Source organism: Sphingobacterium sp. DR205, from assembly GCF_011064245.1.
GTDB lineage: Bacteria > Bacteroidota > Bacteroidia > Sphingobacteriales > Sphingobacteriaceae > Sphingobacterium > Sphingobacterium athyrii.
The window spans coordinates 1,013,706-1,032,342 of the sequence record NZ_CP049333.1; the positions used below are offsets into that span (position 1 = coordinate 1,013,706).

Below are 18,637 nucleotides of genomic sequence, written 5' to 3' on the forward strand. Positions count from 1 at the left end.
AATTGCTACTTTATTGGATTTCACAAATTTTAAGATGTGAATTTATCATTCAGCCAAAATATACCGTAACTTTGTTGTATGAATGTGCTGGAAAGATTAAAGGGATATATTGAAAAGGAGCATTTAATGATGCCTCATGACAAAATATTGCTTACGGTAAGTGGGGGAAAAGATTCGATGCTGATGGCACATTTATTCGCAAAAGCCGGCTTTAATATCGCTATTGCGCACTGTAACTTCCAGTTGCGTGGAGAGGACTCCGAACTGGACGAAGCTTTGGTTCGAAAATTTGCTGCTGATAATGGAATTCCAATATTTGTCAACCAGTTTGATACCAAGACCTATGCCAAGGAAAATCAAATTTCCATTCAGATGGCTGCTCGCGAACTTCGTTATCGCTGGTTTGAACAACTTCGTGAGCAACTTCAGTTTGACCGAATTGCTGTCGCTCAACACCTCAATGATCACATTGAAACCGTCTTGCTAAATCTTTCACGTGGAACTGGTCTGCAAGGACTTCAGGGCATCTTGCCTCTAAGAGATCGCATCATTCGGCCGCTTTTATTCCTTAAAGCAAGTGAAATCGAATATTACGTTCAGGAATATAGTATTGCTTATCGGGATGACCAATCTAACTTTTCGACAAAGTATGCGCGCAATAAGATAAGAATCGATATCATTCCGCATTTCAAAAAGCTACAACCTGATTTTGAGCAGATTTTTGAACAGAATATTACACACTTTAAGGAATCTTATCAATTGCTACAGCAATTTGTCGAACCGATCCGGAATAAACTTTTTCGGTCTACAGGCGATGGTTGGGTAGTGCGCAAAGAAGATCTGGAAGAACATTTGAACAATTTGCCCTTATTGTACGAGTTGTTTTCCGGTTTTAATTTTTCTAAAGCTGTGTTAAGTGATTTACAGCAAGCTTGGGGACGGGAATCAGGGCGTATCTTTCAATCGGATTGCTATCATATGCTTTTGGATAGAAATGAACTTTTTATCAAAGAGAAGGAGTTTATATCGTCGGACGAGGCGATCATTACCTCTGAAACATCGACGGTGGAGTGGAAACAATATTGTTTCCATGCAGGGATCTCTACAGAACTTACGATTAATACGAGTAGGGAGATTGCAAAATTCGATTATGATCTGCTTGTCTTTCCATTGACAATCCGTTCATGGAAGATCGGAGATAGCTTCTATCCCTTGGGCATGGATGGGCGAAAAAAGCTGAGTGATTTTTTCATCAATAAGAAAATCAGTTTATTTGAAAAGGAAAACATTCCTATTCTGGTGAACGGAAATGGCGATATTCTTTGGCTTGCCAAATATCGCATGGATAATCGCTATAAGATTACCAGCAATACAAAAAAAGTCCTTACTTTAGTCTGTAAATGTGGTTAAGGATTAAGGAGCAAGGGAAGATTGTCTCTGTGCCCTATTATAAAAAAAGAAATGAAAGAAGGTGTATTCTATTCGGAAAATCAATATTTAGGACGTGACCGTGTTTGGATAAGCGTACGTTTGGTACTTGTGTTATTTTGTTTTACCGCATTTTATCTGAATTTGGACCATTTGATTTCCAGTCAATTGTTTTTCATTGTAGGAGTGGGGATCATCATTACATCCATTGTTATGATGTATATGGTCTTGTTTCGCATAGAAGTATTCCAGGATCATATCCTGATCAGTGGTCTCTGGTCTACCCGGGTGGTGAAAATAGATTTGGCTTCTATTTCGAAAGTTGAAAAGGGACCATATAGCACATTTTTTTTTAATAACCCTGTTTATAACCTGCATTCCAAAGGGAAGATTAAGTTTTTTGCAGGGGGTAAAAATGCGGTCTTCCTAACGGATAAAGATGGATTGACCTACGTGTTGGGAACCCAGCGACAAGAGGAGCTTTACCGTACAATCATGGAGACAAAGGGAAAACTGGCGAAGTCTTAAAAATTGTTAATAATTTCTTATCTGACATTTTAAAGACAACAGTTTATGGAGTTATTGGTTAAATTTGAGAAAATAGCAACGAATTAACTATGGCATTTTTAAAATTTATACTTATTACATTCGCTGTTTACTTTGTAATAAGATTCTTATTCAAATTATTATTACCGTTTGCGATGCGCAAAGCAGCTGAAAAGTTGATGAAAAAAGCGCAGGAACAGGGGGGAGCATATAGCGGGCAGGGGCAAGGTGGTACTTTCCACTATGAATTTACCGGTCAGCGTCAGCAAGAAAATAAAAGATCTCAGCCTGAAGGCAAAATCAAAGTTGATTATATTCCACCCAAGGAAACTCCCGAGCGCAAAGGGGCGGAAACGGCTGGTGAGTTTGTCGATTTTGAGGAAATAAAATAATTATTAGCGGTCAAATAGCGTATCTTTGTGCTATGTGGCTCAAGCAACTTTCTGTTCTAAATTTCAAGAATTACTCGGAATCTTCTTTGGAATTTCTCCCTGAAGTAAATGCTTTTACAGGGAATAATGGTGTTGGCAAAACCAATCTTTTGGATGCAATCCACTACTTATCACTTTGTAAAAGCTATTTTAATCCTATAGATTCGCAACATATCAAATCCGGTAATGATTGGTTCATGGTCCAAGGTGAATTTGATAAAGAATCGAATAGTGATGTTATTTCCTGCAGCCTAAAAAAGAATCAAAAAAAGCAGTTTAAAAAGAACAAAAAAGATTATCCTCGACTGGCCGATCATATTGGACTTTTTCCTTTGGTTATGATTTCGCCAAATGATAGTATCATTATTACGGATGGGAGCGAGGAACGTCGAAAGTTTGTGGATAATGTGATTTCCCAAACGGACAATAAGTATCTGGATACGCTAATTATCTATAATAAGTTCTTAGCCCAACGAAATAGCCTGCTCAAACAGGCCCGTCAAACCAGTGTGCTGGATTTGGGATTAATCGAAATTCTTAACTTTCAACTTGAGGAAGTCGGCAATATTATCTTTGCCAAGAGAAGATCATTTATGGAAGAGTTTCAACCTGAGTTTGACCGACATTATGAATTTTTGACCGAAGATGCGGAGTCTGTCCAGCTGCAATATGAGTCCCCCCTAATGTCGGATTCCTTCCTGAATATTCTAGCGAAAAACCTTGAGCGTGACCGTATTTTGGAACGTACTAGTCAGGGGATTCATAAAGATGATCTGATATTTACTATCCATGGTGGAATGCCGCTGAAAAAGTTTGGCTCCCAAGGACAACAAAAATCATTTCTCATTGCGTTAAAACTTGCTCAATATTCCTATTTACAGCAAAAAAAAGGATTTAAACCCTTACTTCTCCTGGATGACATCTTTGATAAACTGGACGATCGCCGTACGCATAAATTGATGCAGATGGTCTCTGATGATGATTTTGGTCAGATTTTTCTAACGGATACGGACTCAAAAAGAATTCAACGAATCTTTGACGAAATCAATCGCCCTGTTCGTATATTTGGAATCGAAGGAGGACAAGTGAATGTATAAGAAACAACCAACGAAAAAGAGCCTGGAATTTATTCGGTCAAGCGATGACATGACCATTAAGCAGGGGGTAGAGCGTCTCCTCGAAGCTTATAAACTACGCCGAAAATTTGATGAGACCTCAATCGCTTCAGTATGGCCTCAATTGATTGGAAAGGCTATTGCCAATCGCACACAGCAGCTGTATGTGCGTGACAAAAAGTTGTTTGTACGCGTAGAGTCTGCCGTGATTAAAAATGAACTGGCATTAATGCGCCGTCAGATCCTCGGAAGGGTAAATGAGTATGTCGGACATGTCATTATCGAAGAGGTCGTGATTTTGTAGCCTGTATTCGTAGCTAAGTTTAGCCAACCTATTTCATCTCCCTGAAACCGCACGGACAAAGCTGCTTGCACGTTTTGAACACGTCGAATTCAAGCGGGGTGACTATCTCAATCTTTTATTTTTGATGTTCCTTTCATATAGAATTTTCAATACATCAGTGATTGTCGTAAGTACCGTTTATCAAAATCAGATTATCAACAGATGGAAACGGAAGTAGTTTTATTGTATCTCCACTGACATGTCTCGTGTTTTGTGATCTGTGCAACGCTTGAACTTTTATTTTATCACAAGGCATTCAATACCAATAAAAGGAAAAGCATAGACTTGTTTTTATATCGTAAATCTAATGACATTTATTTCAGTTAGCATGATTGCCTATGCGATGCGAGTGAGCGCATAAAGCGTCTGAGGATTAGAAGTTTTGAACAGGAGTCTGTAGTTATTGACCATCAGGCAAGGATTTGAGCTCTTTGATACGGCAATAAAGCAGCGAGTGGGGCTTGGGGTATAGCTTTCAACATTGAGATGTGAATATAGGATGGTTATACACAATGAATTTTGGCTTAGCGATGCATTTAGCTCTGTTGTTAACATTTTTGTGTGGATAACCTCGTAGTTTTACACATTTTACCGTGATTTTTAATTTTGCTTTGTTGTGTTATTCACATTTTAATGTTGGTAAGTGCTGAGTTGTTCACATTCCCAAGTGATGGGTAGGTACAGGTATTCCACTTATTAACATTCTCTATGTTAATAAGTGGTTGTTTTTGTTGATAAGTCTAAGGCGAAATACCAAAGAGTCAATCTTATGCACAAAATACCAACAGTCCGTTAGGGTTGGTATTTGTTGGGCGCATGTTTATTGGTCGATTAGACTGCCATACTGGAATTTGGAGGCTACTATAAGTATTGTTCCAGATCACCTTTGCCTTCACGGATAACATCAAAGGTTCCTTCTGTTAGATCTACTACCGTAGAAGCGACATTGTCTCCATAACCGCCATCGATAACAGCATCGACAAGATCCTGATATTTCTCGTAGATCAATTCGGGGTCAGTCGAATATTCGATTATTTCATCTTCATCGTGAATGGAAGTCGTCACAATCGGATTGCCCAATTGTTTCACAATTTCCCGAACAATGTTATTGTCTGGCACGCGAATACCCACGGTCTTCTTTTTCGAACTTAATAGCTTGGGAACTTTTGTTGTTGCGTTAAAAATAAAGGTAAAGGGGCCCGGGAGCGCTTTCTTCAGGACACGGAATACGGTCGTATCGAATGACTTGGTGTACTGGGAAATATCGGTCAGGTCATAACAGATAAAGGATAGATTGGCTTTATCCGGTTTTAATCCTCTGATCTCACAGACACGTTCTATTGCTTTTTGTTGTGTAATATCACAGCCGATACCATAGACAGTATCGGTGGGGTAGATGATTACTCCGCCTCTTTTAAGGATGTCAACAGCCTGTGCAATGGCTTTTGGATTGGGATTGTCGTTATATATCTTGATAAGCATATTGCGTATAGTAATTTATTATGACGTATGAAAATCATAGCTTTTAATCTGCGAGCCCCTGAACGAGGTGCTTACCATCTCAAGGGGGCAAACTATTATTCAGATACGTATCTTTCTAAAAGAACAACAGCCAAAATATTTTGTTTTGGCTGTTGTTCTTTATATTAAAATTCTGCGTTTTTCGGAGTACGGGGGAATGGTATTACATCGCGGATATTGGTCATTCCGGTAGTGAACAAGACCAAGCGCTCAAAACCTACACCAAATCCTGAATGTGGTACAGAACCAAAACGGCGGGTATCCAAGAACCATTCCATTTCTTCTGCTGGTATTCCTACTTCTGCCATACGCGCCAATAGGCGGTCTAGATTTTCCTCACGTTGTGAGCCACCGACCATCTCACCAATGCCCGGGAAAAGAATATCCATCGCACGTACGGTATTACGCCCCTGCGCATCAGGCTCGTTCTGTTTCATGTAGAAAGACTTGATCTCTCTTGGGTAATCAGTCAGAATAACAGGCTTCTTGAAGTGTTTCTCGACCAAATAACGTTCGTGTTCAGATTGCAAGTCAGCTCCCCAATCGTCAATTAAATACTTAAATTGTTTCTTTTGGTTTGGCTTACTGCGTTTTAGTATTTCAACAGCGTCTGTATACGTTACACGCTCGAAATCATTTGCTAAGACGAAGTTTAACTTTTCAACCAAATTTAGTTCAGAACGTTCTGCTGCCGGTTTTGATTTTTCTTCTTCTAATAAACGGCTTTTCAAAAACTCGATTTCTTCAGGACAAGTTTCTAAAGCGTATTTTATCACGTATTTCAACAAGGCTTCGGCGAGGTCCATATTGTCTTCCAGTTCATAGAAAGCCATTTCCGGTTCAATCATCCAGAATTCAGCCAAGTGACGCGTTGTATTTGAGTTTTCAGCCCTAAATGTTGGTCCAAAAGTATAGATGTTTCCAAAGGCCATTGCGCCTAGTTCACCTTCTAATTGACCAGATACCGTCAGATTTGTCGATTTCCCAAAGAAATCCTCTTTAAAATCAATTTCTCCGTTTTCTTTACGCGGTGGATTTTTTAGATCTAAGGTAGTCACCTGAAACATTTCACCGGCACCTTCTGCATCAGAACCTGTGATAATCGGTGTGTGCATATACACAAAATCATTTTCCTGGAAAAATTTATGCACAGCGAATGCCAAGGCATTGCGTACTTTAAATACCGCATTGAATGTTCCTGTACGGAAACGTAAGTGCGCAATTTCACGTAGAAATTCCAAGCTGTGCTTCTTCGGTTGTAAGGGGTATTTTTCGGGATCTGAATCACCAATAATGCTTACCTCCGTAGCTTTAACTTCCACTTTTTGTCCCTTACCTAGCGATTCTATCAATTGACCTTTTACACGAACTGCTGCTCCGGTAGTGATACGCTTCAGGATATCTTCAGGTGTATTTTCAAAATCGACTACTGCTTGAATATTATTGATTGACGAACCGTCATTAATTGCTATAAATTGATTGTTACGGAAAGTTCTAACCCAACCTTTAACAACGACCTCTTTGCCAAATTCTGTGGCATTCAATAGTTCCTTTATTCTTGTGTGTTCCATTTTAATTTTTGGAGAATGACTTGTAAAAGATGCTTTGTTTAAAAAGCTATACAAAAATAAGCTATTCTGTTGGTTTATTGGGTATCAATGTTGATTTAATTCGCTGAATGAAGGATCAATAAGCTTTTAAAACTAATTTTTCCGGACGAATATTTGGATCAAAACCAATAGAAAGGGGCTGCATTTAGAACAAAAAAGCGGATCAACTCAGTTGATCCGCTTTTAAGCTTTATGATGATCGAAAGAATTATCCTTTCAATACTTTGGTTACTAATTCAGCAGCTTCTTTCAATAAGATTGCAGAATAAACTTGCAGACCTGACTCATCGATTAATTTTTTCGCTTCTTCGGCATTTGTACCTTGAAGACGTACGATGATAGGAACAGGAATATTACCAATTTCACTGTAAGCATCAATTACCCCTTGTGCAACACGGTCACAACGAACGATACCACCAAAGATATTGATTAAGATAGCTTTTACATTCGGATCTTTCAAAATGATATTGAAACCAGCTTTTACCGTTTCAGCATTTGCCGTACCACCAACATCTAAAAAGTTTGCAGGTTCACCACCAGCTAATTTGATGATGTCCATTGTTGCCATTGCAAGACCGGCACCGTTCACCATACAACCTACGTTACCATCTAGTTTAACATAGTTAAGGTTTGATTCGCCAGCTTCAACTTCTGTAGGATCTTCTTCGGTTACATCGCGCATAGCAGCGTAATCTGGATGACGGTATAAAGCGTTCTCATCAAGATTTACTTTAGCATCAACGGCTAAAATCTTGTCATCAGAAGTTTTTAATACTGGATTGATCTCGAACATGGAAGAATCCGTAGAATCATATGCTTTGTAAAGTGCAGCAACAAATTTTACCATTTCTTTGTGCGCAGCACCAGAAAGACCTAGATTGAAAGCAATTTTACGTGCTTGGAATCCTTGTAAACCTACTTTTGGATCGATTTCTTCTTTGAAAATCAAGTGCGGTGTTTTTTCTGCGACTTCTTCAATGTCCATACCACCTTCTGTAGAGTACATAACGATGTTACGTCCTGTAGCACGGTCCAATAAGACAGACATGTAGAATTCTTTTGTTTCGCTTTCACCTGGATAGTAAACGTCTTGAGCGATCAAAACTTTGTTTACTTTTTTACCTTCAGGTCCAGTTTGAGGCGTTACTAATTGCATACCAATGATGTCAGTCGCTCTTTGTTTGACTTCATCTAAGTTCTTAGCTAACTTGACACCACCACCTTTACCACGGCCACCAGCGTGAATTTGAGCTTTGACAACAACCCAGTCGGAATTGTAGTCTTCTTTCATTTTTTTAGCCGCTTCCACAGCTTGCTCTGGAGTATCTGCTACGATACCTTCCTGTACGCGCACACCAAAGCTCTTTAGTATTTGTTTTCCTTGATATTCGTGAATGTTCATTTGCAAAAATATTTGGCGTAAAAATATGTTTTTTTAAGGGATAAGACAAGGGATAAATTGCTCTTTTATCTATTTTTTGACATTTGTGAAAAATAAAATGGCTGAAATAGAGAAATAACTGCTTATTTATTCAAAGGCGTGATATCGTAAATTTATTTATCTTTGCCCTATGATGTTACAAGCCAAAGGAATTCACAAAGCTTATGGGGCATTGCCCATCTTGAAAGGCGTTGACATAAGCGTGGAAAAAGGTGAAATCGTGAGTATTGTCGGAGCTTCAGGAGCAGGTAAGAGTACACTTTTACATATTATCGGAACATTGGACAAACCTGATCAAGGTGCGATATTTATTAATGGTGTTGATATCCATAAACTGAATGCCAAAAAGCTGAGTGCATTTCGTAATGAACATATCGGTTTTGTTTTTCAGTTCCATCACTTGTTGCCTGAATTTACGGCATTGGAAAACGTATGTATCCCTGCATTTATCCATGGGCAGGGGCGGGCCGAAGCGGAGAAGAAAGCAAAAGAATTATTGGAATTACTTGGAGTTTCTCATCGCATTGACCATAAGCCTGCTGAGATGTCCGGGGGGGAACAACAACGTGTGTCTGTCGCCCGAGCCCTAATGAATGATCCTTCTATCATTTTGGCAGATGAGCCATCCGGTAACTTAGATTCAGAAAATGCAGCAGCCTTACATCAGCTGTTTTTTGACCTTAGAACTAAATTTCAACAAACATTTATCATTGTAACCCATAATGAAGAATTGGCCCGCATTTCAGACCGGACAATTCATATGCGGGATGGGTTGGTAGTATAATTATTTTGATGAAGAAAATATTAATAACTTTCGGAACCAGACCACTGGCGATGCGTATTGCCAAAAAGCTTGCAGGAAAATTTGAAGTTTTGTACGCGAGTTCGGAAGAGATTCCGGAATTACTCTTAAAATCGGGGAATTATGTGTCAATTCCCAAAGGATTGCTACCTACCTTTGCACACGAGGTACTCAAATTGAGCCTAGACCAGCAAGTGGATTATGTGCTGCCTTTAGGTGGTTTCGAGCTTGAACCATTGGCCGAAGCCAAAGTGTTATTTGACGAGTATCAGATCGCTGTGCTCGTTCCGGATAAAGATATTCTTGATGCTTTTCCTATCATTGAAAATCCTCCTGTTGACCTTCCTTATGTTTTGCTTTCCAAAGGCGATAATTTATTGGGAGACGATGTGGCTGAAAATACCCTGGATGGACTATTGGTCAGATCGGATTCTGAGGAAGATTTTGCACTAGTCTGCGTATCGAAATAAAGCAATTGTACTATTGTTCGCCTCATGCTGAACCTGACTTGTGCGACGTGTTTTTAATTTAAAGGTTTATTAGTGATGCTGTTTCCAGAAGAAAAGAAAGTCTATGTTTTTGAATTGGATGATGTTATTTTTCCAAAAAAAGATTACTTGCTCCAAGTTTACTATCTATTTGCTAATTTTATTGAATTCACGGAGACATTTCCGTCCCAAGGCGATCTGGTTAATTTCATGAAAAACCATTTGGAAAACCAAGGGGAAGAATCCTTATTTGAACATGCGCAAGCAACATTTGGATTTGACATGAAGTATAAGGAAAATTTTGAACGATTGCATGTAAATGCCGTATTACCGTTAAAGCTGCATCTTTTTGATCATATCACCACATTATTTTCTCAATTGAGTGCTGCTGGTAAAATAATATGTATTCTGACGAAGGGAAATCCACTGGAACAACTGAACAAAGTGAGATTTGTGGATTGGGGAGTGTTCAGCGATCGGATAAAAATTTATTTTGAGGATGAGCTTGTATTTCGGAAGATAGATCCCATGTCATTCTTAGCCCAGGAATTTGAGGTAGATAGTTCCGCAATTCAATTTGTGGACTAAGTTTGTAGTGATTATCTTTGTATTATCTACCAACAAAGTTTTGAAGATAGAAGAATATTGAAAAACATTGTTGAAAAAAAATTATGATTAGGGATATAAAAGCCCTATTTTTATATAAAGCCCTTGGATTTATGAATAAAGTGAACAAGCCTGCCACGATTAAGGAAATTGCCAAGAAGCTGAAAATCAGTCCTTCCACGGTTTCGAGAGCATTGAATGATCATCCAAGTATTGGATTGGTTACGACAATGCGTGTCAAAAAAATGGCCGAAGAATTGAACTATGAACCCAATCAGACAGCTATTTTCTTTAAACAACGCAAGACATTTACCATCGCTGTTATCCTGCCTAGTTTATCGGAACCATTTTTTTCCTTCGCGATCAGCGAAATAGAAAATGTTGCTTCGGCTCAACGGTATACTGTTCTGATGGGGCAATCATTGGATGATCCAGATCGGGAAGAACAGATTTTAAAAACATTTAAAAATCATCGTGTAGATGGTATATTAATGTCGATCGGGAAGAAGACGACAAATTTGGAATTTATCGAAAAACTGGAGTCATCTGGAATACCGGTTGTCTTTTTTGATTGTGTTCCTAGTTTGCCAAATATCAATAAAGTTCAAAGTGATCTGTCGACCGGCATGAATGAGGCTGTAGATGCGTTTGTGGCACGCGGGCACAAAGTAATTGCTTTAGTTAATGGACCAAAGACATTACCTGCCAGTGAGGACCGAAAAGTAGCGTATTTGTCTGCAATGAAGCGAAATGGAATGGATATTCTGGAAAAGAATATTATCGAAACAGACCTGAGCACAGAGGGGAATGAAAAAGCCATGGATTGTATATTTGCGATGCCTGAACGGCCTTCGGCGATTATTTCTTTCAATGACTTTGTTACACTGGATCTGATGAAAGCAGCGCGCAATAAGGGATTGGTCCTAAATCAAGATATCTTTTTCATTAGTTATGCCAATTATCCACTGTGGCAGTATATGGAAAACCCTCCAATGGGACGTATTGAGCAGTTTCCGGGTATGCAGGCACGTAAGGCGGCGGAAATTCTATTTGAGCGAATTGAGAATTCAGATGTGGCAGATCAGCAAATTGTTTTTAAGTCGAGATTGGTGATGTAGTTTTTGTTGAAATGAACAATATAAAAAAGAGGGGAAAATCATTCGATTTTCCCCTCTTTTTTATATTATATGCGACTATAGATGGATCACTTCACCGTATGCATCGGCACATGCTTCCATAATAGCTTCACTCATTGTTGGGTGCGGATGGATTGTTTTGATCATTTCATGTCCTGTTGTTTCCAATTTACGGGCAACAACAACTTCTGCGATCATTTCAGTAACATTAGATCCGATCAGGTGTGCACCTAGGAATTCACCGTATTTTGCATCAAAGATAACTTTGACGAAACCGTCTTTTGCGCCAGCTGCAGAAGCTTTTCCTGAAGCTGAGAATGGGAATTTACCTACTTTAACTTCATAGCCAGCTTCTTTTGCGGCTTTTTCAGTATAACCAACCGAAGCAATCTCTGGAGAACAATAAGTACATCCCGGGATATTGTTATAATCAATAGGTTCTACATGAAGACCTTTGATTTTTTCGACACAGGTAATACCCTCTGCTGAAGCAACGTGAGCTAAGGCCTGGCCTTTAACGATATCACCGATAGCGTATACACCTTCAATATTTGTTTTGTAGAAATCGTCTACCACAACACGGCCACGATCAGTTTTTACACCAACCTCTTCTAAACCGATGTTTTCGATATTAGGAGCAATACCTACCGCAGATAGTACAACTTCCGCTTCGATGACTTCAATACCTTTTTCCGTTTTAATGGAAACTTTGCTCAATTCGCCGGATGTGTCAACGGATTGCACCTCTGATTTAGTAAGGATATTAATGCCTTGTTTCTTTAAGCTTTTTTCTAATTGTTTTGAGATTTCTTCATCTTCAACTGGAACGATTCTATCCATAAATTCAACGATAGTCACTTTTGTTCCAATTGCATTATAGAAATAAGCAAATTCAACACCGATAGCACCAGAACCAACAACAACTAAAGATTTTGGTTGTTTAGGTAATGTCATTGCCTGGCGGTAGCCTAAGATCTTTTTACCATCTTGTGGTAAGTTAGGTAGTTCACGTGAACGTGCTCCTGTGGCCAGGATGGTGTGTTTTGCTGCATATTCTTTTGTCGAACCGTCTGCGCCTTTTACGTCGATCTTACCGCCTTTTTTAATTTTTGCAGTTCCGTTGATGACATCAATTTTATTCTTTTTCATCAAGAACTGAATACCTTTACTCATTCCTTCAGCTACTCCGCGGCTTCTTTTGACGATAGCTTCGAAATCAGCCTCACCACCTTGAACATTGATGCCGTAATCTGCGGCATGGTTTAAATATTCAAATACTTGAGCACTTTTCAATAATGCTTTTGTAGGGATACAGCCCCAGTTTAGACAAATTCCGCCTAATGATTCGCGTTCAATAATCGCTGTTTTGAACCCTAACTGAGCGGCTCTAATGGCAGCAACATACCCGCCTGGACCACTACCGATTACAATGATGTCGTAATTCATATAAATAAATATTCTGTAGTTGAGTGTTATAGCTTCAAATACCAAGGTACTGAACCTTATATTCATTCAAAAGTACATATTTTTTCTGATGAATATGAACTATTTATTGTAAAATTGGCGGTTTTTGATAAAACAATGTCATTGTGTACAGCCTAATGTCACGTGTCGGTAAAAGGACGAAAAATAATGGAGTAACCGTGTTTAGAGTGTTATTTTTGATGTTCACAATACACAGTTTATCATTATGTTAAGAATATTTAGACAAATTGCGCTGTGGGAGGCTGTTTCCACGATCTGCTTGTTTTTTATTGCAATGCCCCTGAAATATTTTGCCGGAATACCCGAGGCAGTGAAGATTGCTGGATCCATTCATGGCTTTTTTGTCGTTATATTTGTCGTGATGCTCATCATGTCTACCATCGAATATAAATGGCCCATTCTGAAAGCGATTAAGTACTTTTTGGCCTCCTTGGTTCCCATCCTTGGATTTTGGGTAGAATTGGATTTAAAGAAGGAAATCGAAGGAAAAAGACAGAAATCTTAATCATTTGGGTTTGAGATATTAATATTGAGATCTTAAAAGCCGTTAAGCTTAGGGCTAGGTTTAAGTTAAGCATAAAGCAATAGTGCCCGATAATTTTTGCGCATAAATTTGCGGGTAGCGGTTTATAAAAAATATACTTCAATACAATAGGAACAGGCGAGATGGTTAATCATCTCTTCCTGTTTTCTCGATTCCCATATAAGCGTAGGTAATGCTATCTTTTCCATGTGGGACGGGGTTTCCATCCTCATCTAAATTGACAAATACCAGTTTGTCGATGGATAGGATTGTTTTCTTTGAGATTTTATTTCGGACTTCACAACGCATTGTCAATGATGTTCTTCCAAAATTAGTCGCCTCTATACCTAACTCTAAAATATCTCCCTGTTTGGCAGAATTTACAAAATTGATTTCAGATATAAATTTGGTAACGACCTTTGGATTGCCCAATTGTACAATCGCATAAATGACAGCTTCTTCATCTATCCAGCGCAAAAGTGTTCCGCCGAATAATGTTCCGTTCGGATTAAGATCTTCGGGTTTGACCCATTTTCTTGTGTAAAAATTCATTTTATATAGGTAGTTATGACAAAGGGGAAAAGTTTCCTTTTCCCCTTTGGTTTATGCTATTAACGCTTAAGCGTGTATTGCTCTATTTGCGGTTGCTGCTAATGCAGCTTCTTTAAGAGCTTCGGTGTAGGTTGGGTGAGCATGACAGATCCGTGCGATATCTTCTGCAGAAGCACGGTATTCCATGGCTACTGTAGCTTCGCCGATCATGTCTGCTGCACGTGGACCGATCATATGTACGCCTAATACTTCGTCTGTTGTTGCATCAGCCAATACTTTGACAAAACCATCTGTATCACCCGAGGCTTTTGCACGGCCAGAAGCTTTGAAGGAGAAAGATCCAGCTTTATATTTCACGCCGGCTTCTTTCAGTTGTTCTTCCGTTTTTCCAACTGAAGCCACTTCAGGCCAGGTGTACACAACACCGGGAATTAAATTGTAATCGATGTGTGGTTTTTGTCCCGCAATATATTCAGCGACATATACCCCCTCATCTTCGGCTTTGTGTGCCAACATAGCGCCAGTGATCACATCGCCAATCGCAAATACACCTTGTACAGAAGTCTCTAAGTGATCGTTCACAGGGATTTTCTTGCCTCTTTCTTCCAATGTAATGCCGATATTTTCTAAGCCTAGACCTTCAGAATAAGCGGTACGTCCAACTGCAACAATACAATAATCGCCGTCCAATGTGATTTCTTGTCCTTTTGGATCTTCAGCTGTTACTTTTACGGTTTTCCCTTTTGCTGTTGCCCCTGTGACTTTGTGACCCAAGTAGAATTCCATGCCCAATGATTTTTTCAAAACACGTTGCAATTCTTTACCTAAGCCACCATCCATTGTACCAATGATGGACTTCGCAAATTCAACGACAGAAACTTTTGAACCTAAACGGGCATATACCGAACCTAATTCTAAACCAATGACACCACCACCGATGACGATAAGATGTTTAGGGATCTCTTTTAGGTTAAGCGCTTCCGTGGAAGTGATAATTCTTTTTTTGTCAACCGGCAAGAACGGTAGAGAAGTCGGTTTTGAACCTGTGGCAATAATTACATTTTTTGCTGTAACTTGTTCCGTAGAACCATCTGCTTTTGTTATTTTAATGGTGTTTTTGTCCACAAATGAACCCACACCCTGGAAACTGTCAATTTTATTTTTCTTGAATAAGAAAGTGATACCGGCAGTATTTTGAGCAATGACATCGTCTTTACGAGCAATCATCTTTGCCATATCCACCTTTAGGTCTTTTAAACTGATGCCAAATGCGTCAAAATTATGGGCAGCATTGTGGTAATGCTCCGATGAATCTAAAAGCGCTTTTGAAGGAATACATCCAACGTTAAGACAAGTACCACCAAATGTGCTATATTTTTCAATAACAGCTGTTTTTAATCCTAATTGGGCACAACGGATAGCTCCTACATATCCGCCTGGACCACTTCCGATTACAATTACGTCGTATTGCATTGATTACGTTTTAATTTTTAGTAGTACAAATTTAATGATTATTAATGGGATAGGAAATCAAAACTTACGATTTGTAGGCGAATAGACTTACTTTACATTTTTTTGATAAATGGATAGGCGTGTACAACCAAAAAAATAGTCTTATTTCGTTAAATCTGTATGCGATAAAAGTTATTTTGTAAACAAGCTGCTCATTAATAGGAGCAGGCATCGGCGTGGTGCGAGGTTGTAGATGATGATTCAACTGAATCAGCGAAAGGGATCAAGGGGCAGCAACTTGTGATCATTTTAACGAAAAATAATACCTTAACAAAAAAAAGGATACCTATATCTAGATACCCTTTTTTGTTTTTATATTATTCTGCAACGATTTTTCCTTGCATTACTCCGTAGTGACCAGGGAAACTACAGATGAAAGGATAGACTCCTTTTTCAAGTGTAAATGTAATTTTATCTGTTTCACCCGGACCTAATAATTTCGTGTGGGAAACGATGGAAGACAATGCTGATTTTGGAATATACTCATCAGCTGCGGCTGCTGCCGCCTCAGCTCCGAAAGTTGGAAGATCTACACCCGGTTTAAGGATGACAACATTATGTCCCATAGATTCTTTTGGCATGGTACCTGCATTTTTGAAAGATAATTCTACAGGTTCACCAGCTTTCACACGGAATAAATCCTTGTCAAATTTCATCTGATCATTACCTTCTAAAGATAAGCTGTTGGAAATAGCTACGTTTTCAATTCCAGGTACTGTTTCTGTTGCTTGGTTTTCTGTTGAAGTTGTCGATTCTGTACTAGCTGATTTGCCAGACTTCTCACTGTTTCCGCCACAAGATGCAATTGACAAGGCAACTGCAACTGCTGGTATCATAAAAAGTTTTTTCATTATTATGTTTTGTTAATTCTTTAAAATTAATGATTTCATCGGTAAATCGAAACAATCATTTCAATTTTGACAATAAAGCTTCAATTGTTTTGTATAAATTGATAGGATCAAATGGTTTTCCAACCACTTCATTGGCTCCTGCATCCAAAGCTTCTTGCTGTTCTGCTTTTAAAACTGAAGCAGAAATCGAGATAATGGGCATATTCGCAATGGCTGGATTCCTATGGCGACGTATTTCTTTGATCGCTTCAAAACCACTCATGAGTGGCATGTGTGCGTCCATAAATACCAGGTCTATTCTTTTTCTGTTTATTTCCTCGAGGGCAAGCTGTCCATTTGTCGCCAAGGTGATCTCGCAATTCCAGCTCTTGAGGATATTTGCTAACATAAAGCTATTTAATTCATTGTCTTCGGCAATCAGGATCATCGGTGAATTAAATTTTGGTAACTCGGTATAAAGCACTTGTGTTTCTTTTTCTTTAGGTTTATCTTCTATTTTGTCAAAATCGCATTCAAAAGAAAATGTGCTTCCTTTGCCATATTCACTTGATGCGAAAACCTTTCCATTGAGAAGGGCAGCGATACGTTTTACAATTGCTAAGCCCAAGCCCGTTCCGCCAAATTTTTTTGTAATGCTGTCTTCTCCTTGCTCAAATGCGATGAATATTTTTTCCAATGCATCTTCTGCGATACCGATACCAGTGTCGATGACCTGAAACTGTAAACCAATTTGCTGATTACTCTCCGTTAGAAGCTGGATTTTTAAAATGACCGAGCCTGCAGAGGTAAATTTGAAACTATTGGAGATGAAGTTCGTTAGAATCTGTTTTAAGCGAAGCGGATCCGTTAAAAAATAACTGTTTATCCGCTCGTCCACCTCGATATTAAAATTCAAACCTTTATAGTTCGCCTTATCGATAAACAGATTGTTCAAATCATCGGTAATATCATGCACCGAAGTGGATTCCATATTCAGCTTCATCATGCCCGAATCGACTTTGGAGAGGTCTAAAATGTCATTAATGATCGTAAGTAAGTTTTGAGAGGCCGAATCGAGTTTATAGATCCAGTTTTCCTGTTCAACGGTAAGCTGTGAATTTTTTAGCATTTGGGTGATTCCCATAATGCCGTTGATAGGAGTCCGAATCTCGTGACTCATATTGGCTAAGAACGTTTCTTTTGACTTTCTGGCGAGTTCAGCTTCTTCTTTTGCTTTAAGAATAGCTTGTTTAGACTCCTCCAACGCAATGTTTTTTTCTTTAATTTCCTGTTGTATCAACAGCTGCTGAACAAAAGATTTGACTTTTGCGATGGTAGCTTCTGGATTGAGCGGTTTATATAGATAGTCTACAGCGCCACTGTTAAGTCCCTGAATGAGGTACTTGTCCTCCTTGGAAATCGCAGTTACCATAATCGGGATGATGTGATTCGTCTTTGGGTTTTTCTTCAGGAAGGTGACGAATTCGAATCCATTGATTTCGGGCATCTGTACATCAACCAGAGCGAGATCAATTTCTTCTTTCCAACAGATTTTTAACGCTTCATTGGGATCTGTACTACTAATTATATTTACACATTCGATATCCTCCAGCAATGCTGTGAGACTGATAATATTCTCAATTTTATCATCGACGATCAATATATTAATCTTCTTCATTATATCAAATCAAAAATACAACCTTAGGTTAATTGCATAATGTAATCTTTTATTTCGGCTATACTCAAGATCTTATCTTGCGCATTAAGGTCTATTGCAGCCTGAGGCATTATCGGAACTTCTGCCTCAAGCGGGTTCTGAACATAGGTTTTTCCGCCGTACTTTTTTATCATTAACAATCCTTGTGCGCCATCTTGGTTGGCCCCGGAAAACAAAATTGCAGTACAATTTTGTTTATAGATTTCGGCAGCCGACTCAAAGGTCACATCTATAGATGGTCTTGAATATTGAACCGGTTCTGAGATATCCAATGAAAAGCTATAATCCGGCTCAATAAGTAAATGATAGCCTGCGGGAGCAAAATAGATTGTTCCGTCCGCGATACTCTCTTTATCGTCAGCCGTTTTTATTTTTTGTAATAAGGCTTTCGAAAGGGTATCTTCTATACTTGATGCGTATTTGGGATTGCGGTGAACAACGACGATGATGGGTATCTGAACCGGACGTTCCAATGCCTTCAGGATGTTTAAAATAACACTAAACCCGCCAGCGGAACCCGCTAATAAAAGAATTTTACGTTCCATCTTGAC

Annotated in this window: 19 protein-coding genes; 10 read left to right on the forward strand and 9 right to left on the reverse strand. The window is 38.9% G+C overall.

Translation table 11 applies throughout. The features are described 5' to 3' along the window. Positions 1–78: 78 nt before the first annotated feature. From tilS to G6053_RS04210, 5 genes are all read left to right on the forward strand, one after another. Positions 79–1,410, forward strand: a complete 1,332-nt coding sequence (gene tilS / locus G6053_RS04190) for a tRNA lysidine(34) synthetase TilS (protein WP_165305643.1) — start codon at positions 79–81, stop codon at positions 1,408–1,410. Positions 1,411–1,461: 51 nt separating this feature from the next. Continuing rightward, positions 1,462–1,956, forward strand: a complete 495-nt coding sequence (locus G6053_RS04195) for a hypothetical protein (RefSeq protein WP_241254920.1) — start codon at positions 1,462–1,464, stop codon at positions 1,954–1,956. Positions 1,957–2,045: 89 nt separating this feature from the next. Continuing rightward, the gene (locus G6053_RS04200) at positions 2,046–2,366 is read left to right on the forward strand and encodes a DUF4834 family protein (RefSeq protein WP_165305644.1); all 321 of its coding nucleotides are present in this window, start codon (positions 2,046–2,048) and stop codon (positions 2,364–2,366) included. A 32-nt stretch (positions 2,367–2,398) separates the two neighbouring features. Beyond that, positions 2,399–3,502, forward strand: a complete 1,104-nt coding sequence (gene recF / locus G6053_RS04205; RefSeq protein ID WP_108635953.1) for a DNA replication and repair protein RecF — start codon at positions 2,399–2,401, stop codon at positions 3,500–3,502. Continuing rightward, positions 3,495–3,824 (forward strand): DUF721 domain-containing protein, encoded by a 330-nt coding sequence (locus G6053_RS04210; protein WP_077437878.1) that lies wholly within the window; start codon positions 3,495–3,497, stop codon positions 3,822–3,824. Before recF ends, G6053_RS04210 begins: the two co-directional genes overlap by 8 nt. A 900-nt stretch (positions 3,825–4,724) precedes the next feature. On the opposite strand, the gene G6053_RS04215 is transcribed toward G6053_RS04210, so the two are convergent. From G6053_RS04215 to sucC, 3 genes are all read right to left on the reverse strand, one after another. Continuing rightward, the gene (locus G6053_RS04215) at positions 4,725–5,345 is read right to left on the reverse strand and encodes an L-threonylcarbamoyladenylate synthase (protein WP_108635951.1); all 621 of its coding nucleotides are present in this window, start codon (positions 5,343–5,345) and stop codon (positions 4,725–4,727) included. 164 nt (positions 5,346–5,509) lie between these two features. Next, entirely contained in the window at positions 5,510–6,955 is a 1,446-nt protein-coding gene (gene asnS, locus G6053_RS04220; protein WP_108635950.1) for an asparagine--tRNA ligase, read from the reverse strand. A gap of 247 nt (positions 6,956–7,202) precedes the next feature. Beyond that, positions 7,203–8,396 carry an ADP-forming succinate--CoA ligase subunit beta gene (sucC, locus tag G6053_RS04225; protein WP_108635949.1) on the reverse strand — a complete coding sequence of 398 codons (1,194 nt, stop codon included), beginning with the start codon at positions 8,394–8,396 and terminating at the stop codon, positions 7,203–7,205. A 172-nt stretch (positions 8,397–8,568) separates the two neighbouring features. Here sucC and G6053_RS04230 point away from each other — a divergent pair, with 172 nt between their 5' ends. The 4 genes from G6053_RS04230 to G6053_RS04245 all read left to right on the forward strand — a co-directional run bounded on the left by G6053_RS04230 (position 8,569) and on the right by G6053_RS04245 (position 11,449). Then, a complete protein-coding gene (locus G6053_RS04230; RefSeq protein ID WP_206531966.1) occupies positions 8,569–9,219 on the forward strand; it encodes an ABC transporter ATP-binding protein in 651 nt (216 codons plus the stop codon). Positions 9,220–9,227: 8 nt separating this feature from the next. Next, positions 9,228–9,707, forward strand: coding sequence for a hypothetical protein (locus G6053_RS04235; RefSeq protein WP_108635947.1), 480 nt, complete (start codon positions 9,228–9,230; stop codon positions 9,705–9,707). Positions 9,708–9,782: 75 nt separating this feature from the next. Further along, complete coding sequence (locus G6053_RS04240; RefSeq protein WP_165305646.1) at positions 9,783–10,313, forward strand: HAD family hydrolase; 531 nt, start codon at positions 9,783–9,785, stop codon at positions 10,311–10,313. A 131-nt stretch (positions 10,314–10,444) separates the two neighbouring features. Then, complete coding sequence (locus tag G6053_RS04245; RefSeq protein ID WP_108636109.1) at positions 10,445–11,449, forward strand: LacI family DNA-binding transcriptional regulator; 1,005 nt, start codon at positions 10,445–10,447, stop codon at positions 11,447–11,449. Between the two features lie 75 nt (positions 11,450–11,524). Here G6053_RS04245 and lpdA (G6053_RS04250) read toward each other — a convergent pair whose 3' ends face one another. Then, a complete protein-coding gene (gene lpdA, locus G6053_RS04250; protein ID WP_165305647.1) occupies positions 11,525–12,913 on the reverse strand; it encodes a dihydrolipoyl dehydrogenase in 1,389 nt (462 codons plus the stop codon). Between the two features lie 244 nt (positions 12,914–13,157). On the opposite strand from lpdA (G6053_RS04250), the gene G6053_RS04255 reads away from it, so the two are divergent. Beyond that, positions 13,158–13,457, forward strand: a complete 300-nt coding sequence (locus G6053_RS04255) for a DUF3817 domain-containing protein (RefSeq protein ID WP_165305648.1) — start codon at positions 13,158–13,160, stop codon at positions 13,455–13,457. A 165-nt stretch (positions 13,458–13,622) separates the two neighbouring features. On the opposite strand, the gene G6053_RS04260 is transcribed toward G6053_RS04255, so the two are convergent. The 5 genes from G6053_RS04260 to G6053_RS04280 form a co-directional block, all read right to left on the reverse strand. After that, complete coding sequence (locus tag G6053_RS04260) at positions 13,623–14,027, reverse strand: hotdog domain-containing protein (RefSeq protein WP_108635943.1); 405 nt, start codon at positions 14,025–14,027, stop codon at positions 13,623–13,625. 66 nt (positions 14,028–14,093) lie between these two features. After that, a complete protein-coding gene (lpdA, locus tag G6053_RS04265) occupies positions 14,094–15,500 on the reverse strand; it encodes a dihydrolipoyl dehydrogenase (RefSeq protein ID WP_108635942.1) in 1,407 nt (468 codons plus the stop codon). A gap of 356 nt (positions 15,501–15,856) precedes the next feature. Next, positions 15,857–16,390 (reverse strand): plastocyanin/azurin family copper-binding protein, encoded by a 534-nt coding sequence (locus G6053_RS04270; protein WP_104384943.1) that lies wholly within the window; start codon positions 16,388–16,390, stop codon positions 15,857–15,859. Between the two features lie 55 nt (positions 16,391–16,445). Further along, the gene (locus tag G6053_RS04275; protein ID WP_165305649.1) at positions 16,446–18,047 is read right to left on the reverse strand and encodes a response regulator; all 1,602 of its coding nucleotides are present in this window, start codon (positions 18,045–18,047) and stop codon (positions 16,446–16,448) included. Between the two features lie 23 nt (positions 18,048–18,070). After that, positions 18,071–18,631: a chemotaxis protein CheB gene (locus G6053_RS04280; RefSeq protein WP_108635940.1), complete on the reverse strand. Its 561-nt coding sequence runs from the start codon at positions 18,629–18,631 to the stop codon at positions 18,071–18,073. Between the last annotated feature and the right edge of the window lie 6 nt (positions 18,632–18,637).

Excerpts from the sequence above, each read along its gene's own strand:
- G6053_RS04215 (WP_108635951.1), bottom strand. The coding sequence starts at position 5,345 with ATGCTTATCAAGATATATAACGACAATCCCAATCCAAAAGCCATTGCA.
- G6053_RS04210 (WP_077437878.1), top strand. The coding sequence starts at position 3,495 with ATGTATAAGAAACAACCAACGAAAAAGAGCCTGGAATTTATTCGGTCA.
- G6053_RS04275 (WP_165305649.1), bottom strand. The coding sequence starts at position 18,047 with ATGAAGAAGATTAATATATTGATCGTCGATGATAAAATTGAGAATATT.
- G6053_RS04245 (WP_108636109.1), top strand. The coding sequence starts at position 10,445 with ATGAATAAAGTGAACAAGCCTGCCACGATTAAGGAAATTGCCAAGAAG.
- G6053_RS04200 (WP_165305644.1), top strand. The coding sequence starts at position 2,046 with ATGGCATTTTTAAAATTTATACTTATTACATTCGCTGTTTACTTTGTA.
- G6053_RS04280 (WP_108635940.1), bottom strand. The coding sequence starts at position 18,631 with ATGGAACGTAAAATTCTTTTATTAGCGGGTTCCGCTGGCGGGTTTAGT.
- lpdA (WP_108635942.1), bottom strand. The coding sequence starts at position 15,500 with ATGCAATACGACGTAATTGTAATCGGAAGTGGTCCAGGCGGATATGTA.
- recF (WP_108635953.1), top strand. The coding sequence starts at position 2,399 with ATGTGGCTCAAGCAACTTTCTGTTCTAAATTTCAAGAATTACTCGGAA.
- G6053_RS04255 (WP_165305648.1), top strand. The coding sequence starts at position 13,158 with ATGTTAAGAATATTTAGACAAATTGCGCTGTGGGAGGCTGTTTCCACG.
- lpdA (WP_165305647.1), bottom strand. The coding sequence starts at position 12,913 with ATGAATTACGACATCATTGTAATCGGTAGTGGTCCAGGCGGGTATGTT.
- G6053_RS04230 (WP_206531966.1), top strand. The coding sequence starts at position 8,569 with ATGTTACAAGCCAAAGGAATTCACAAAGCTTATGGGGCATTGCCCATC.
- tilS (WP_165305643.1), top strand. The coding sequence starts at position 79 with ATGAATGTGCTGGAAAGATTAAAGGGATATATTGAAAAGGAGCATTTA.
- G6053_RS04260 (WP_108635943.1), bottom strand. The coding sequence starts at position 14,027 with ATGAATTTTTACACAAGAAAATGGGTCAAACCCGAAGATCTTAATCCG.
- G6053_RS04240 (WP_165305646.1), top strand. The coding sequence starts at position 9,783 with ATGCTGTTTCCAGAAGAAAAGAAAGTCTATGTTTTTGAATTGGATGAT.
- G6053_RS04195 (WP_241254920.1), top strand. The coding sequence starts at position 1,462 with ATGAAAGAAGGTGTATTCTATTCGGAAAATCAATATTTAGGACGTGAC.
- G6053_RS04270 (WP_104384943.1), bottom strand. The coding sequence starts at position 16,390 with ATGAAAAAACTTTTTATGATACCAGCAGTTGCAGTTGCCTTGTCAATT.
- sucC (WP_108635949.1), bottom strand. The coding sequence starts at position 8,396 with ATGAACATTCACGAATATCAAGGAAAACAAATACTAAAGAGCTTTGGT.
- asnS (WP_108635950.1), bottom strand. The coding sequence starts at position 6,955 with ATGGAACACACAAGAATAAAGGAACTATTGAATGCCACAGAATTTGGC.
- G6053_RS04235 (WP_108635947.1), top strand. The coding sequence starts at position 9,228 with ATGAAGAAAATATTAATAACTTTCGGAACCAGACCACTGGCGATGCGT.